Source organism: Petrotoga sp. 9PWA.NaAc.5.4 (assembly GCF_002895485.1).
In the GTDB taxonomy this organism is placed as follows: Bacteria; Thermotogota; Thermotogae; order Petrotogales; family Petrotogaceae; genus AZRK01.
In genome coordinates this window covers 39,678-55,358 of the sequence record NZ_AZRK01000002.1, presented here as the reverse complement: position 1 = coordinate 55,358, position 15,681 = coordinate 39,678, and the positions used below count along the sequence as shown (strand labels likewise).

Genomic DNA, 15,681 nt, shown 5'->3' with positions numbered 1-15,681 from the left:
TGAAATTTTTGTAAAATATTTGCCAACTTCTAATTCTTACTAATTCTTAATTTATTCACCATTTTCGGTACTTTTACCGAAGGAAGGGAGAGAGGGCTCCGCCCTGGACCTATTTTAAATTCAAAATTCTATTTTTAGAAACGTTTCGTTTATAAAGTTCTTATTTATATTCTTATCGGTACTTGTACCAAGAAAGGAAAGGGGCTGTGACCTGAACCCATTTTAAATTCAAATGCTTATTTTATGAAATATCTACACTCATACTTTTTAACATTTTAATCTTCTTTTAAATATCCTAATTTCTTTAGTATTTCTCTTATTTGTTTTTCTAATTTTTCAAAACCATTGTCGTGATAAATTATAAAATCATAAGGACCAAAATATTCGCCTTCTTGAGAATCGACTATACTTTTTGCTTTTTGATAAGGTATTTTTCTTGATCCAGTAAGTCTTTTTATTCGAATCTCCTTTGGAGCATCTACAAATATAACTTTATCACATAATATGTGCAATCCTATTTTGTATAACAAAGCTGCATCCAAAATTATTATATCACTTTTTTTTAAAGATTTATTTAGTATTTCTTTAGTCTTTTTAAATATTTCTGGATGAACTATTTTATTCAAGATTTCTAACTTTTCTTTGTCTTTAAAAACAATTTCTCCCAATTTTTTTCTCGATAAAATATTATTTTCATCGAATATTTCTTCTCCAAAAACTTCCCTTAATTCTTCTTGAACAAAAAAAAGGGTTAGGACTTGATGTCCAACCCTATCAACTTCGACTATTTGAACGTTTTTTAATAATAATTTTTTTATAAAATGAGCTACCGTACTTTTTCCAGAACCTGCTGGTCCAGTTATTCCTATAACCATATAATTATAACTGTACTTTCTTTTTGTTTTGTAATTTATCCTCTACCTCTTGTTTTAAATCTTCATACCCTTTTCTATTCATTAAAGCATATGTGACTTTTTTCCCCAATTCTACACCAGGTTGATCATACGGATTTATTTCTAATAACATTCCCATAACAGCTGTTTGAAATTCATATGCAAAAAGAAATTGTCCAATATTATATGGATTTATTTGAGGAAAAATTATCTTTAAATTAGGTCTGTTATTCTGAGTAAGAGCGTATTCTGTACCAGCTAATTCTGTATTCAAAAGAGTAGAAAGATTTTTTCCTCCTAAATAAGATAATTCAGGAAGATCTGAATGTATCTTTGGAATTACTATGTTCCTTTGAAAATTCTCTAATTGTAAAAAAGTTATAACTTTATCATAAGGCCCTTCATTATATAGTTGAACTTGAGAATGTTGATCTGTAGTACCTAACGCTTTTATAGGGGTTTGCCCAACATTCACTACTTCCCCTTTTAAATTATACTTTTTTCCTATACTTTCTGCCCACAGTTGTCTATACCAATCGGCTAATAAAAACAATTTATTTGAATAAGCCAACATGACAGACATATTATAGCCTTTCTGGTAATAAATATAGTGAACCAATGCATTTAATGCTGCTGGATTTTCCCATACATTAGGATTTACAACTCGTTGATGCATGTCTTTTGCGCCATTGTATAAATCTATAATATCAATACCACTTGCTAAAGCGGATAACAGACCTACCGGAGTGAGTACACTAAACCTTCCACCTATTTGCGGAGGAATGTCTAAGCTTCTTATACCTTCTTCATCTGCTATTTTTCTTAGTATTCCTTTTTCTGGATCAGTTGTAAACAAGAAATGATCTTTTGGATCTAAACCATAACTTTCTATTATTCCCCTTGCGACTAAATAGTTAGCCATAGCTTCGGCAGTAGTTCCAGACTTTGAAATAACGTTGAATAATGTTGTTCGTGGGTCAATCTGATCTAAATTTGCAGCGATAAAATCTGGATCAACATTATCTAATATAAAAATTTTTGGTGTTTTTCGTATTTCTTTTGGAAGTACATTGTAATTTAAAGGGTTGAGTGATGTTTGCAAAGCTTGATTTCCTAAAGCAGAGCCACCTATACCTAAAACTACCACGCTCTCAAAACTTTGTACCCATGTTTTTAAATCTAAAACTCTATCAATATAAACTCTTGTAAAAGGTAAACTTAAAAATCCCGGTTTGCTTTCAACAATGTGTTCCACAATTTCTTTTATTTTATCAACATTTTCATTGATTTCTTCTTCTGTTAAACCTGTTTCCAAATTTGGTTGAAAAACATTGGAAAAATCAAATTTTAATCCTTTCATGATCTGCCTCCTTTATCTTTATATTATATAATATGCTGTCTTTAGAAATTCCAAAATCCTTATTATATGTATATTTTAGCGTTGATTTTTTTATAAAATACCTTCCCACTTCTAGTCCTTACTAATTCCTATTTTTCTTTACCTTTTTCGGTACTTGTAACCAAGGAAGGGGGGAGGGCTCTGCCCTGAACCCATTTTAAATTCAAATGCTCATTTTCTGAAAATTATCATTTCTAAAGTTCCTGTCTAACTAAGAATTTTTTTAACTTCTTCGCTACATGTAGCTAAAGAAGGGAGAGGGCTCTGCCCTGAACCCATTTTAAATTCAAATGCTCATTTTCTGAAAATTATCATTTCTAAAGTACCTACTTTATAATATTACTCTCTTTACGAATTCTAAAATTACTATTTTATCAATATTCTAATGTTTAATTTTTTATAAAATAGCTTCTAAATCGTTTCATCTTTTATTTTAAAAAATTAGCTAATAAGTTTTTAATGTTTATTATTGAAATTAATATACAATTACACTTGCGACTTTTAAATCATCAAGATTTTCACGAGGATTTAGATAACCTAATTCAGCAAGACATGCAACACCAACAACAATTCCTCCCGCATCTTCAACTAATTTTTTTATAGCTTTAGTAGTACCTCCCGTCGCTAAAACATCATCAACTATTACCACTTTTTCGCCTTTTTCTATAGCATCGATGTGCATTTCTAAAATTGAACTACCATATTCTAATTCATAGGAAATAGAATAAGTTTTATATGGAAGTTTTCCGGGTTTTCTTATAGGTACAAGTTCTTTTTCTAATTTATATGCCAAAGGAGAAGCAAATATAAACCCTCTGGACTCAGGAGAAACTATACATGAAAAATCCCAGTTATTTATCAATTCTGCGATACTATCTAAAGCATATTTGAAGACACGAGGTTTTTTCAAAAGAGGGGTAATATCCTTAAATATAACTCCTTTTTCAGGAAAATCTGGTATATCTCTTATTATTTTTTTTATTTCGTTTACATTCATTTTTATCCTCCTAATTTTATATATATTAGTCACTTTAGAAATTCTAAAACGAACAATTTAACGTATGTTTAATCCTTTATATTGTTGACATTTACCTCCTTACGATATAATCTCTTTGACAACATTAATTCACTAAATCGTAAGGAGGTTTTACAAATGTCTTACTACTCTAATGCTTCTCAACTTTATTTCGATTTCGTTTATGATCATTATCTTAATGAACATTCTGATTTTAAATATCTTCTTGATTTAATCAATGTTATCGAGTGGTCTGTTGTTCCTAATTTTATCCATAAGCGCGGTAGACTAGGTTATTCTAATCAGTCTATTCTTAAAGCTTTGTTCGTACAAAAGGTTAAAGGGTTTAACACTCGAGAATTGATTTATTTCCTTAGAACTAATCCTCAATTCGCCCAAGCTATTGGATTTGATCCTATCAATAACTTTGTCCCTTCTGAGGCTACTTTCTCTGTCTTTAAAAAGAAATTTAATTCTTTTTATTTGTTTGAGATTATTGCTCGGTCTATTCAAATGGGTATTGATGAGGGCATTTTCGATCCTAATAATCTGTGTATCGATTCTTATCCTATTTCTTTTCATTCTTTCTTTAACAACAAAAAGAGTCACGGTAAATTCAAGAATCAAAAAGAGTATTATTCTCATCCTATCCAAGCTAACTTTGGCGTTAAACCTGTTTCTAACTCTAAACCTGTTTACGATAAACACGGTAATCAAAAGCAATCTATTTCTTATTTCGGTTTTAAAGCTCATACACTTTCTTTTTTTAATGTCCCTATTTTTACCTTTGTTTCTCCTGCTAGTCATCACGATAAGAATTATGCTTTCCCTTTGTTGCATAAGACCATCGATCTTTTGAATCTTCATGGTTTTAATTTGTTGGCTGATGCTGCTTATGATTCTCATGATGTTTACGATTTTGTACATTTAGAGACTGATTCTACCGCTTTTATTCCTCTTAGAATTTCTTCTAAGAAACCTTTAGTAGGTGATTGCGGTAATTCTCTTTCTCTTCATTCTCATTACTTTGAATCTAAAAGGAATATCTTTAGAGATAAGTATGTTTGTGATGATCCTTCCAATTGCCCTTTAAACAAACATAATTGTTATGCTTACAAAAACTTTTCTAAAGATGATTTTCGTAGTTCTTTGAACAGAGATTCTTCTTCTTTTAAAAAGGTTTACAACAAACGTACCCTCATTGAATCTATATTTTCTAAGTTGGCTGATATGACTAATTCTACTTCTTTGAGATTTATCAATGCTGTTGAAGTTGAGTGTAATCTTTCTAATCTTTATCTTATTGCTTCAGCTTTCTTAGCTCATAATATGGGTAGAGATGATTTGCTTGGTTCACCTAAAACATTAATGTATGAAACTGCTTGCTTGTAATTGATACTCTCACTTAATTTAATTCTTTCAAATATACAGTTATTCATTAACTGTATCGTTTTTATTCCTGTTTTTCTGTCAAAATTCTCTACTTCTTTTAATTTTTACTTTTTCTTCATCTTTTTTGTAATTTTCAAAGAACTTTTTTGATTCTAACCATTTATTTTAATACTTTTTTCTTTTTATTTACTTCTTTTACACTTTTTTATCCTAAATTTTTTGTCATTTCTAAAGTGGGTATTATATATATACCTATTTTAGAAATTCCAAAATCCTTATTATATATATGTTTTAGCGTTAATTTTTTTACAAAATACCTACCTACTTCTAACCCTTACTAATTCCTAATTTCTTTACCTTATTATATAAATGTTTTAATATTTAGTTTTTTCAAAAATACCTTCGTAACTCTAATTCTCACAAAATACGAATTTTTTTACTTCTTCGATATTTTTACCTAAAGAGAGGTAGAAGGCTTCGCCACAAACCCTTTTAAAATTCAAAACTGCGTTTTTAGAAAATTCTAATTTCTAAAGTCGCTATTTATAACTTATATGCCAATTCCATGCATCTGATATAATTTTTTCCAAATCCTGATATTTAGGTAACCAATTTAATGTTTTTTTAGCTTTTTCCGATGAAGCTACCAGCACTGCTGGATCTCCAGGCCTCCTAAAAGTTATTTCATAATTTATCTTTTTAGACGTAACTCTTTCCACAGCTTTTATAACCTCTAAAACAGTAAACCCACTTCCATTGCCAAGGTTAAAAACATTTGATTTATCGTTCTCTTTCATCCATTGCATAGCTTTAATATGTGCATCTATTAAATCCATAACATGGATATAGTCTCTTACCGGAGTCCCATCCTTTGTTGGATAATCATTTCCATAAACAAACAATTTTTCTCTTTTACCCAAAGCTGTCTCAAGTATAATTGGAATTAGATGAGTTTCTGGATCATGCGCTTCACCAATACTTCCATCATAATAAGCTCCAGCTGCATTAAAATATCTTAAGGCAACATATCTAATTTTATTTAATCTTGAAAACCACTCTAACGTTTCTTCTATCATAAGCTTTGTCTGTCCATAAACATTTGTAGGTTCCTTTGGTTGATCTTCTGTAATAGGTATTGTTTTAGGATCCCCATAAACTGCTGCCGTAGAAGAAAATACTATATATTTTACCTGATTATTCAGCATACTATTTATTAAATTTAAAGTACCACATACATTATTTTTAAAATATTTTGTCGGTTCTTGCATCGACTCACCAACTAATGAATACGCAGCAAAATGATATACTTCTTCGATATTATATCTCTCAAAAACTTGATCAATATCTTCTTGATTTCTTAAATCTCCATTCACAATATGTGCACCTTTTACTGCCCATTGATGACCTTTTTCAAAATTATCGAACACAACTACTTCTTTGTTTTGTTCCTGCAATACTTTTACTAAATGGGACCCTATATATCCTGCTCCTCCCGTAACAAGTATCACTTTATCACCTCGATTTAAGCATTGGCTCTAATGTTTAATATTTCTCCATCTTCAACTATTTCATCTTTTCCAGCTAATTTCCATAATCCATGTTCTTTTACTTTTTCCTCACTTCCATAATTGATTAAATCTTCATATTTCATAACTTCCGCTCTTATAAAATTTTTTTCAAAATCTGAATGTATTTTTCCCGCCGCTTCTTTCATAGTAGTACCTTTTTTTATTGTCCAAGCACGAACTTCATCTTTTCCAACAGTAAAAAAAGATATTAATCCTACATGATTATATACAATTTTTGCCAATCTTTCAATACCAGGTTCATCTATTGATAATTCTTCCATAAACATTTTTTTCTCTTGCGGATCTTCAAATTCATTTATCTCAACTTCGATCTTTCCGTCAATTTCTATATAAGCAAAATTCTGATTTTGACATTCCTCCAAAACTTTTTCTTTGAATGGATATCTTTTGTTACCAAATTGCTCATCATCAACATTAACGCAAACAATTATTGGTTTTAATGTAAATAATGCCATCGAGCCAATCAATTTTTTGTCTTCTTCATTTAATTCTATCTTTGAAACAAATATCTCATTTTCAAGGTTTTCCCTTATTTTTTTAAGTATTTCTTCTTCTTTTTCTTCCAAAGAAGAAATTTTTGTTTTCTTTTTTTGATTTTCTAATCTCTCTAATCTATTTTCAATTACTTGTAAATCTCTAATCATAAGCTCCGTTTCTAAGATTTTTAGTTGTTTTATAGCATCTTCTGCACCTTGTGGCCAAGGCACAGAATCATTATTAAAAGCCCTTATAACTAAAAGAAGTGCATCAACATTTTGTATCATTTGAAGTATACGGGTTTTTTCTTTAGAATCTCCCGTGTGATCATAACTCGGAATATCTATAAATTCTAATGTAGCATATATTGTTCTCTCAGGATTATACATCTTAGAAAGCGTTTCTAACCTTTTATCTTTTATTTGGGCCGTCCTTTTTATTGCTTCTCTTTTAAAACCATCTTCTATTTTAGTATTTGTTAGAAGTGAAAATATGGTTGTTTTTCCAGTTAAAGGAAGACCAAACAAACCTATTTCCATATAATTTCACCTCTCTTTTTCTTGCTTGATATATGTTTATCCATAGAAAATTATAAAACTTAGATTTAAATATTTTAAATTTTTTTGAATATTTACATTTCAAAAAGATTCGTCAATTAGCAAAATAATCAAATAAAATGCGGCAGAAGCTTAATTAATACTTCTGCCGAAAATTTTACATTTCTTCAGATATTATAACACAAAGAAAATAAAAGACAAAAAAATTCCTTAAATAACTTTAACTCCTATTTTTCTTCCTTTTTAACTATGTTCCAATAAGTATCTAATTCTTTTAAATCCATTCTTTCAAACTCTTTTCCTTCTTTTTTTATCTTTTTTTCCATTTGATTAAATCTTCTTATAAACTTTTCTGTGGCTTTTCTTAAAGAAACTTCAGGATCTATATTTAAAAACCTGCCTAAATTAACCAAAGCAAATAACAAATCTCCAAATTCTTCTTCCACTTCTGATTGATTTTTTGCTTCTTTTAACTCCCCAATTTCTTCTCTTACTTTATCTATCACATCAATAATTTCAACCCAGTCAAATCCAACGGCAGCTGCATTTTCTTGTACTCTCCTTGCTAAGGATAATGCTGGTAAGGCTTTATTTAATTTACCAATTCTGCTATAAGTTTCCTCACCTTTTTCCTCGGCTTTAATCTTTTCCCATTGGGCATAAGAATATCCTTCACTGTTCCCAAAAACATGTGGATGCCTTCTTATAAGCTTTTTTATTAAATAATCTATTACTTCTTCCGTTGTAAATTCTTTGTTTTCTTCAGCTATTATAGTATGAAAAATAACTTGAAGTAAAATATCTCCTAATTCTTCCTTTATCTTAATATTATCCTTTTCATCTATCGCTTCTACTAATTCGTAAGCCTCCTCAATCACGTAAGGTTTTAAACTCTCGTGCGTTTGTGCTTTATCCCAATCACAGCCATTTTCTCCTCTTAAAGTTCTCATTACATTTAATAATTCTTCGAATTTTTCATTTGATTTCATTATATTCCTCCTAAACTCACTTTAGAACGCTGTCTTCAAAAATTCTAAAACACAGATTCTATAAATGCTTTGAATTTTAGTTTTTAAAAAATACTTTTTTAACCCTAAATCCACTTTAAATTCAAAAAACTTATTTTCAGAAATCTCCTTTTCTAAAGTCCCTATCTCTTTAAAATATTCCCTTTAGAAATTCTAAAACTTAGCTTTTATTAATATTATTTTAGAAACAAGTTTTATGCACGTTCTATGATTTTATTTTTAATTTTGTCTCTTAAACGAAACTCCAATTTATTAATTCTTTTAATCTTTGTTCAATAAGTCGTTTTCTTTTCTATTTTTCCTTTTATCTAAATAATTTAATAACCATAAACCAAAAATAACCAGAATTATTATGGGTAATAAAAACTTGAAAAAATTTTCCAAGATTACCTTACTTCTTAAAGACTTTAACATACTTTCTATCTCGTCATTAATATAGTTTCTACTTTCTGCGGCATTAAGAAAGTATCTTGCCAAATCAGCATTTTCTTTTTTATCTAATTCGTAATAAGCTGTTCCTATTTTTGCCATTAATCTTCCGTTTTCTCTGTCATTATTTAAAGCTTTTCTATAATATTCGATTTTTTCCGAATAATCTTCTTCTATGTCTCCTAAAAACTCGTATATTTGAGTTAAAATTGAAGTGTTTTTTGTTAATGAAATGGCATATTTAGCAATTTCCTTAGACTTTTGGTTCTGACCAAGATTATAGAAAATTTTCGAAAAATAGAGATAAGTTTCTGGATTATTACCTTTTATTTCTATATAATCGTTGTATATTTTTTCTATTTCAGAAGTTTCCCCAATGTGATAAATTATTTCAACTAAGGCTTCTATAATATTTTTATCTTTTGGGTGCACATAATGCATTTTTAATAATTCTTCATATGCAGTTTGAAAATCTATATATATGTTAGATTTTGTTAAAACCTGTGCCTTATAATAAACAGTTAAAGGTGTTTTTTCTCCTATTAAACGTTCTATTTTATCAACATATTCAAAAATAATATTAGCTGCTTTTGGATCTTTCGTATTTATCCAATATTGAAAATTGTAAAATAGATACATGGAATTTATTATTATGGAATCTTGATAATTTATAAGCGCTTGCTCAAATAATTGAATCGGTTTCAAATAAACATAAGGTTCTATTTGATATAAAATTTCAACAGTAATTTTATCGTCAGGAGCTAATTCTATTTGTGATATATCAAAATTATTAATAGAAGCTGAAGATCCTGTCTCCCATCTTTTTAATAATTTACCAAGTAATTGTAAATGTTGATCATCCGATTCTTGTAATTGCTGAAAATCCGTATAATAAACAAAATTGTCAAAATATGTTGAAACACCTATAAAAACAATAAGAAAAAACAATGATAATAAAAACATTTTTTTCATATTTTATTTTCTCCTTCCTATTAACTTTTTATTCACCTTAGAAATTAACGTATTTAAAATTGATCGTTCTCTTAACTTAATAATTAGTAATTATCGCAAGAAAAATTTGTATACTGCATATAATTTTAATTAACTCACTCAAAATGAATACTTTTCTCTTTAATTATAGCACAATAACGTCTATTAAAGAATTTAATTAAGATGAACATTAGATTTTATAACTATATTTTTGATACATCATTTGAAACTTGCTATATTATTTTTTTTATGATATAATTTTCACAGAAGAATGACCTTTGGTCATTTTTTATTTTACTGGGAGGCGCTATGTCACACAAAAATCAAGCGAAAATAAATAAAAAGACATTAATAATGGATGTAGCTGAAAAACTATTTGTAGAAAAAGGCTATGCAAACACTACTATGACTGAAATAGCCAAAAAAGTTCAAATAGCTAAAGGCACATTATATTTATATTTTTCAAGTAAAAAGGATTTATACTTTACATCAGTTGAAAGAGCCTTGAAAACTTTACAGGATATTATTATTAAAAATTTCGATAATTGTAAAAACGGTTTTGAAAAAGTTGTATCCATGGGAAAAACATATGTATATTTCAGCTTAGAATATCTAAACTATTATAAGCTTATCTTAAATTATGAAACATTGGAATTTAATTTTGACGAATCGGATTCTCACGTGAAAAAAGCCTATGAAAAAAGTGAAGATATTTTTAAATTGTTAGTATCTTCAATAGAAGAAGGGATAAAAGATGGATCCATAGATAAATATTTAGATCCTGTTAAAATTTCAATGGTTCTATGGGGAGAAATTACAGGATTAGTTCAACAAATTAACTTAAGAGGAAGTTTATATAAAAAATGGACAAATTTAACGCCAAAAGAAATTTATGATTATTATATCGAAGTTACTCAAAAAATGTTGTCATCATAATCAGCATAACAAAGGAACGTCATGAGTTAGAATAATTTTCTAAAAAAAGAGTTTGAAATAGTTAATCAAAATTAGATAGTTACTTTATAAAAAATTTAGAATCTAAAGATTGATAAAACTTAGGTTGTAGAATTTTAAAGGAATTGAATACAACAAATTATAGGAGGTAAAATAATGCCAAGAGTCGCTGTAACTGGGATAGGAACTGTAAATTCTATAGCAAAAGACATCGAAGAATTTTCAACAGGGCTAAAAGAAATGAAAAACGGTATAGATTTTATTACCCAATTTGACACCACAGATCATAAAGTGAAAATTGCTGCAGAAATTAAAGATTTTGATCCTGAAAAGTATTTAGACAAAAGAACAGCTAAAAGATACGACAGATTTTTACAACTTGCGATAGCCGCTTCCGATGAAGCTATAAAAGATGCGAAATTAAAGGATGAAGATGATTGGAAAGAAAATACTGCTGTAATAATAGGATCAGGTATAGGTGGATTCAAAACTTTGTACCATGAATTTCACGTTATGAATGAGAAAGGTCCTAAATACGTCAGTCCTTTTTTAATTCCCATGATGATAGCAGATATGGCCAGCGGAGTTGTAGCCATACATTATGGGTTAAAGGGACCCAACTTTTCAACTGTGAGTGCGTGTGCATCTGCTGTTCATTCTATAATTTCTTCTGCTATGATGATTAAAAACGGCGAAATAGAAGTTGCTGTAACTGGTGGATCAGAGGCTGTAATAGATCCAATGCCTATAGCTGCTTTTGCTAATATGATGGCATTATCTCAAAGGAATGATGATCCCAAAAAGGCTTCTAGACCTTTCGATAAAGAAAGAGACGGTTTTGTTATGGGCGAAGGGGCAGGCATTTTAATTTTAGAATCAGAAGAGCATGCAAAGACTCGAGGCGCAAGAATATATGGTTATTTAGACGGATATGGAATGACTGGAGATGCTTATCACATAAGTCAATCGGAACCAAATGGCGAAGGTGCTGCAAGGGCTATGAAGAGAGCGCTGGAAATGGCTAATTTGGATCCTTCTCAAATAGATTTAGTTAATTGCCATGCAACAAGTACCCCAGTAGGAGATAATTCAGAAATAAGAGCTCTTCGAAGTATCTTTGGCAAAGAAGTTGTTCGTCCATATATTCAATCAACGAAGGCACTAATAGGTCACACCTTAGGGGCTGCCGGGGCTATTGAGTTAATAGCTGCTATTTTAGAAAGTCGCGATAATTTTGTTCACGGTATGCCAAACCTTGAGGAACCTGACGAAGAAATGAAAGATTTGAATATATCCAAAAAAACGACAACAGCAGAAATAAAAACTGTGCTTAAAAATTCTTTTGGATTTGGTGGACATAATGCATCTATAATTTTCGTTAAAGCTTAAAGGAGGCTAAAATATGCCTAAAATTGGTATAGTTACTGATAATACAAGTGATATAGATCCTAAAAAATTAGAAGAAATGGGTATAGGGTGTGTTTCTTTGTATGTCAGATTAAATGAAAAATTTGTAAAAGCTGTGGACTTAGATGTTGATGAATTCTATGAAAATCTCAGCAAGATTGATTATATTCCATCAACTTCTCAGCCATCTGTTGAGGATTTTGAAGTAGTCTATAAAAATATGCTTGAAAAATATGATGAATTAATTTCTGTTCATATATCATCTAAATTGAGTGGAACGTACAACTCCGCATTGACTGCAGCTAAAAATATAGATGAGAAAAGAATTCACATTGTAGAAAGTTTTGAAGCAACTTGGGGATTAGGTTTCTTAGTGTTAGAATTGAAAAAATTGATAGATTCAGGAAATTATACAGTAGATGAATTAAAAAGTTTTGTTGAGCATTTTCATGAAAAAATAAATGTTTTTTTTACCGTAGGAGACTTAAACTATTTATACAAAGGTGGACGAATAGGAAGAGCTTCTGCATTTTTAGGTAGCATGCTTAATATAAAGCCACTTTTACAACTCAGTGAAGGTGAAATTATTCCAATAAAGAGAGTACGAGGATACACTAAAATCATAAAAGAAATTGCCACTTCTGCCATGGAAGATAAAGGTAACGGCGAACTGAAAAATATCGCTGTTTTGCATACAGGAAACCTTAAGGTTGGAGGAGATTTGTTAGAAGAAGTTGTTAAATTAGGTGTACCTCGTGAAAAGATCATTTTTGAACCTATGGACATAATTATAGGCATGCATTTAGGACCTTCTTCAGGTGGGATTATTACAACATGGGAGTGACTTATATATGAATATAGACGAAATAATGAGCATACTACCTCATAGATATCCGTTTTTACTTGTAGATGGTGTAATTGAAGTAACTGAAAATACTATAAAGGCATACAAAAATGTTAGTATAAATGAACCTTTTTTTCAAGGGCATTTCCCAAATTATCCTATTATGCCGGGTGTTTTAATTGTTGAGGGAATGGCACAAACTGCTGGAATATTACTTTTGAAAGATTTGAAAGATAATGTTATCCCTCTTTTTACAGGAATAGATAAGGCAAGATTTAAAAAAGAAGTTCGGCCAGGAGATAAAATTATATACGTTTTGAATGTTTTGCAAAAGAAAGCCGGAATGTTTAAGTTACAAGGTCAAGCTTTGGTAGAAGATAAAATATGTGTCTTAGCCGAAATAATGGTTGGAATCAAAAAAAGTTAGCCTATGGACTTTAGAAATGATAATTTTCAGAAAATGAGATTTTGAATTTAAAATGGGTCCGGGGCGGAGCCCTTCCCCTCTTTTTCGCTACACGTAGCGAAGAAGTTAAAGAAATTCATAGTTAGTAAGTATTAGAGTTATGGAAGTATTTTTGAAGAACTTTAAAACTAAAAGATTGGCAAAACTTAAGTTTTGAGATTTCTAAAGTAAGTAAAGTTAGCCTTATAGGAGGTATTTTGGTGAAATTAACAAACAATAAAATTGTTCAATTATTAAATATAAAATATCCTATTTTAGAAGGTGGCATGGCATGGGTTGGTACCGCAAAGTTAGCGGCAGCTGTTTCTAATGCAGGAGGATTGGGTACTATAGGTTCTGGAAATATGGATGCTTCTTTATTAAAAAAACAGATTGATACAATAAAACAATTAACGGATAAACCGTATGCCGTTAATGTGATCATGCTTAATCCTCATATTGATGAAGTAATAGATTTAATAATAAATGAAAAGGTACCTGTAGCAATCTTAGGAGCTGGAAATTCAAGTAAGTATATACCTAAATTGAAAGATAATGGTATAACAACATTAGCTGTTGTATCATCCGAAAATCTTGCTTTGAGATTAGAAAACGCTGGTGCTGATGCTATTATAGGCGAAGGAATGGAATGCGGTGGACACATCGGAGATGTTACAACAATGGTGTTAGTTAGAAAACTTGCCAGTATACTTTCTGTTCCAGTTATAGCTGCCGGGGGAATTGCTGATGGTCCAGGAGCTTTAGCTGCCTTTGTTTTAGGGGCTGAAGCTATACAAATGGGAACGAGATTCATAGCAACTTATGAATGTGAAGCTCATGAAACTTATAAAAGAAAAATATTAGAAGCTGGAATAAGAGATACAATTATAACAGGGCAAAAAATGGGGCATCCAGCTAGAATAATTAAAACACCTTTCGGAAAAAAGATTGCAAAACTGGAATCCTCTTCTCCTGAAGAAGCTGAAGAAGCATTGGTTGGAAGTCTAATGAAGGCTTTTGTATATGGAGACGAAGAACACGGCTCTTTTATGGCTGGACAATCCGTTGGCTTGATAAACGAAATAAAAAGTGTAAAAGAAGTTATAGATGACATAATGTCATATCTTGAAAAAAATCAAATTGTTGAAAGCGAAACTCGTTAAATTTGAAATAGTATTAGAGACTTTAGAAATGAAGCGTTTCGTAAAATAATCTTTTGAATTTATAGCGAGTTTTAAAATTTCCAAAGTGAGTAAATAGTATTCCTTGGAGGTGATATTGATTGAAATGCTTTGTATTTACAGGACAAGGATCACAGTATTTAGGTATGGGAAAAGATATCTTAGAAAAAAGGCCTGAATATAATATATATTTTGAAAAGGTAAAAGACAAAATAGGAGTCGATATTAAAAGTATTATATTTGGAAATGATGAAAAAGAATTAACTTTAACTCAAAATGCTCAAATAGCCATTCTCGTTGTGAGTTATATAAAATATTTATATGCCCTTGAGCAAGGTTTAAAACCTGATGTCGTAGCTGGTCATTCATTAGGAGAGTGGACAGCTATATTGGCAGCTAATGTTATAAGTTTTGAGGATGCTGTCGAAGCGGTATATTATCGTGGACTTTACATGAGTGAAGCATACGAACCTGGAAAAGGTGGAATGGCTGCTGTCATAGGAATGGACGCTCATGAAATTGAAAAAGTTTTAGAAAATTATCCAAATGTCCAAATTGCAAATTATAATTCTCCTTCTCAAATTGTGATAAGTGGTGAAATGGAAGAATTAACTATTTCCATGGAAAAACTTAAAGAAAATGGCGCAAAAAGAGTAATTCCTCTAAACGTTAGCGGCCCTTTTCATTCCAAATTTTTGAAAGCGGCTGAAGAAAGATTAAGACAAAAGATAAGCCATATAAAATTTATGAAACCGATTGTTCCCGTTGTTCAGAATGTCACTGCTAAATTTGAAACTGATCCAGAAATAATAAAAGAAAACATTATAAGACAAATAACTTCACCTGTTAGATGGATCGATTGTGTTGAAGAGTGCATAAAAAATGGAGTAGATGAATTCATAGAAATTGGTCCAACTAATGTTTTAACCAAATTTATAAAGCAAATAAATAAAGAAGTTAAACTGGTTAATATTTAAAAATAAGTATTTGATTTTATAACAGGTCCAGGGCAGAGCCCTCCCCCTCTCTTTCGCTACACGTAGCGAAGAAGTTAAAGAAATTCATAGTTAGTAAGTATTAG

General features: G+C 30.2%; 14 protein-coding genes. 7 read left to right on the top strand and 7 right to left on the bottom strand.

Features of this window, described 5'->3' with window-relative positions; all coding sequences use genetic code 11:
- Nucleotides 1–275: 275 nt before the first annotated feature.
- The 3 genes from coaE to X924_RS01710 form a co-directional block, all read right to left on the bottom strand.
- Nucleotides 276–875 carry a dephospho-CoA kinase gene (coaE, locus tag X924_RS01720; RefSeq protein WP_121957223.1) on the bottom strand — a complete coding sequence of 200 codons (600 nt, stop codon included), beginning with the start codon at nucleotides 873–875 and terminating at the stop codon, nucleotides 276–278.
- 4 nt (nucleotides 876–879) lie between these two features.
- Nucleotides 880–2,253 carry a glucose-6-phosphate isomerase gene (locus tag X924_RS01715; RefSeq protein WP_121957222.1) on the bottom strand — a complete coding sequence of 458 codons (1,374 nt, stop codon included), beginning with the start codon at nucleotides 2,251–2,253 and terminating at the stop codon, nucleotides 880–882.
- Nucleotides 2,254–2,767: 514 nt separating this feature from the next.
- Nucleotides 2,768–3,289: an adenine phosphoribosyltransferase gene (locus X924_RS01710; protein WP_121957221.1), complete on the bottom strand. Its 522-nt coding sequence runs from the start codon at nucleotides 3,287–3,289 to the stop codon at nucleotides 2,768–2,770.
- 156 nt (nucleotides 3,290–3,445) lie between these two features.
- Here X924_RS01710 and X924_RS01705 point away from each other — a divergent pair, with 156 nt between their 5' ends.
- On the top strand, nucleotides 3,446–4,699 hold the full coding sequence (locus X924_RS01705) for a transposase (protein WP_121957220.1): 1,254 nt from the start codon (nucleotides 3,446–3,448) through the stop codon (nucleotides 4,697–4,699).
- 539 nt (nucleotides 4,700–5,238) lie between these two features.
- Here X924_RS01705 and galE read toward each other — a convergent pair.
- The 4 genes from galE to X924_RS01685 form a co-directional block, all read right to left on the bottom strand.
- Nucleotides 5,239–6,207, bottom strand: coding sequence for a UDP-glucose 4-epimerase GalE (galE, locus tag X924_RS01700; protein ID WP_121957219.1), 969 nt, complete (start codon nucleotides 6,205–6,207; stop codon nucleotides 5,239–5,241).
- Between the two features lie 14 nt (nucleotides 6,208–6,221).
- The gene (locus tag X924_RS01695; RefSeq protein WP_121957218.1) at nucleotides 6,222–7,304 is read right to left on the bottom strand and encodes a DUF933 domain-containing protein; all 1,083 of its coding nucleotides are present in this window, start codon (nucleotides 7,302–7,304) and stop codon (nucleotides 6,222–6,224) included.
- Between the two features lie 245 nt (nucleotides 7,305–7,549).
- Entirely contained in the window at nucleotides 7,550–8,314 is a 765-nt protein-coding gene (gene mazG, locus X924_RS01690; RefSeq protein WP_369826012.1) for a nucleoside triphosphate pyrophosphohydrolase, read from the bottom strand.
- A gap of 297 nt (nucleotides 8,315–8,611) precedes the next feature.
- Nucleotides 8,612–9,751 carry a lipopolysaccharide assembly protein LapB gene (locus X924_RS01685; RefSeq protein WP_121957216.1) on the bottom strand — a complete coding sequence of 380 codons (1,140 nt, stop codon included), beginning with the start codon at nucleotides 9,749–9,751 and terminating at the stop codon, nucleotides 8,612–8,614.
- Nucleotides 9,752–10,078: 327 nt separating this feature from the next.
- On the opposite strand from X924_RS01685, the gene X924_RS01680 reads away from it, so the two are divergent.
- The 6 genes from X924_RS01680 to fabD all read left to right on the top strand — a co-directional run bounded on the left by X924_RS01680 (nucleotide 10,079) and on the right by fabD (nucleotide 15,577).
- Nucleotides 10,079–10,705: a TetR/AcrR family transcriptional regulator gene (locus X924_RS01680; RefSeq protein WP_121957215.1), complete on the top strand. Its 627-nt coding sequence runs from the start codon at nucleotides 10,079–10,081 to the stop codon at nucleotides 10,703–10,705.
- 174 nt (nucleotides 10,706–10,879) lie between these two features.
- A complete protein-coding gene (gene fabF, locus X924_RS01675) occupies nucleotides 10,880–12,112 on the top strand; it encodes a beta-ketoacyl-ACP synthase II (RefSeq protein ID WP_121957214.1) in 1,233 nt (410 codons plus the stop codon).
- Nucleotides 12,113–12,125: 13 nt separating this feature from the next.
- The gene (locus X924_RS01670) at nucleotides 12,126–12,974 is read left to right on the top strand and encodes a DegV family protein (RefSeq protein WP_121957213.1); all 849 of its coding nucleotides are present in this window, start codon (nucleotides 12,126–12,128) and stop codon (nucleotides 12,972–12,974) included.
- Between the two features lie 7 nt (nucleotides 12,975–12,981).
- A complete protein-coding gene (gene fabZ, locus X924_RS01665; RefSeq protein ID WP_121957212.1) occupies nucleotides 12,982–13,401 on the top strand; it encodes a 3-hydroxyacyl-ACP dehydratase FabZ in 420 nt (139 codons plus the stop codon).
- Nucleotides 13,402–13,640: 239 nt separating this feature from the next.
- Nucleotides 13,641–14,582, top strand: coding sequence for a nitronate monooxygenase (locus tag X924_RS01660; protein ID WP_121957211.1), 942 nt, complete (start codon nucleotides 13,641–13,643; stop codon nucleotides 14,580–14,582).
- Nucleotides 14,583–14,701: 119 nt separating this feature from the next.
- Complete coding sequence (gene fabD, locus X924_RS01655; RefSeq protein WP_121957210.1) at nucleotides 14,702–15,577, top strand: ACP S-malonyltransferase; 876 nt, start codon at nucleotides 14,702–14,704, stop codon at nucleotides 15,575–15,577.
- The last annotated feature ends 104 nt before the right edge of the window (nucleotides 15,578–15,681 follow it).

Bases quoted from the DNA above. Each gene is read 5' to 3' on its own strand.
- X924_RS01705 (WP_121957220.1), top strand. From the start codon at position 3,446: ATGTCTTACTACTCTAATGCTTCTCAACTTTATTTCGATTTCGTTTAT.
- X924_RS01680 (WP_121957215.1), top strand. From the start codon at position 10,079: ATGTCACACAAAAATCAAGCGAAAATAAATAAAAAGACATTAATAATG.
- X924_RS01710 (WP_121957221.1), bottom strand. From the start codon at position 3,289: ATGAATGTAAACGAAATAAAAAAAATAATAAGAGATATACCAGATTTT.
- X924_RS01670 (WP_121957213.1), top strand. From the start codon at position 12,126: ATGCCTAAAATTGGTATAGTTACTGATAATACAAGTGATATAGATCCT.
- X924_RS01715 (WP_121957222.1), bottom strand. From the start codon at position 2,253: ATGAAAGGATTAAAATTTGATTTTTCCAATGTTTTTCAACCAAATTTG.
- X924_RS01685 (WP_121957216.1), bottom strand. From the start codon at position 9,751: ATGAAAAAAATGTTTTTATTATCATTGTTTTTTCTTATTGTTTTTATA.
- coaE (WP_121957223.1), bottom strand. From the start codon at position 875: ATGGTTATAGGAATAACTGGACCAGCAGGTTCTGGAAAAAGTACGGTA.
- fabF (WP_121957214.1), top strand. From the start codon at position 10,880: ATGCCAAGAGTCGCTGTAACTGGGATAGGAACTGTAAATTCTATAGCA.
- fabZ (WP_121957212.1), top strand. From the start codon at position 12,982: ATGAATATAGACGAAATAATGAGCATACTACCTCATAGATATCCGTTT.
- X924_RS01695 (WP_121957218.1), bottom strand. From the start codon at position 7,304: ATGGAAATAGGTTTGTTTGGTCTTCCTTTAACTGGAAAAACAACCATA.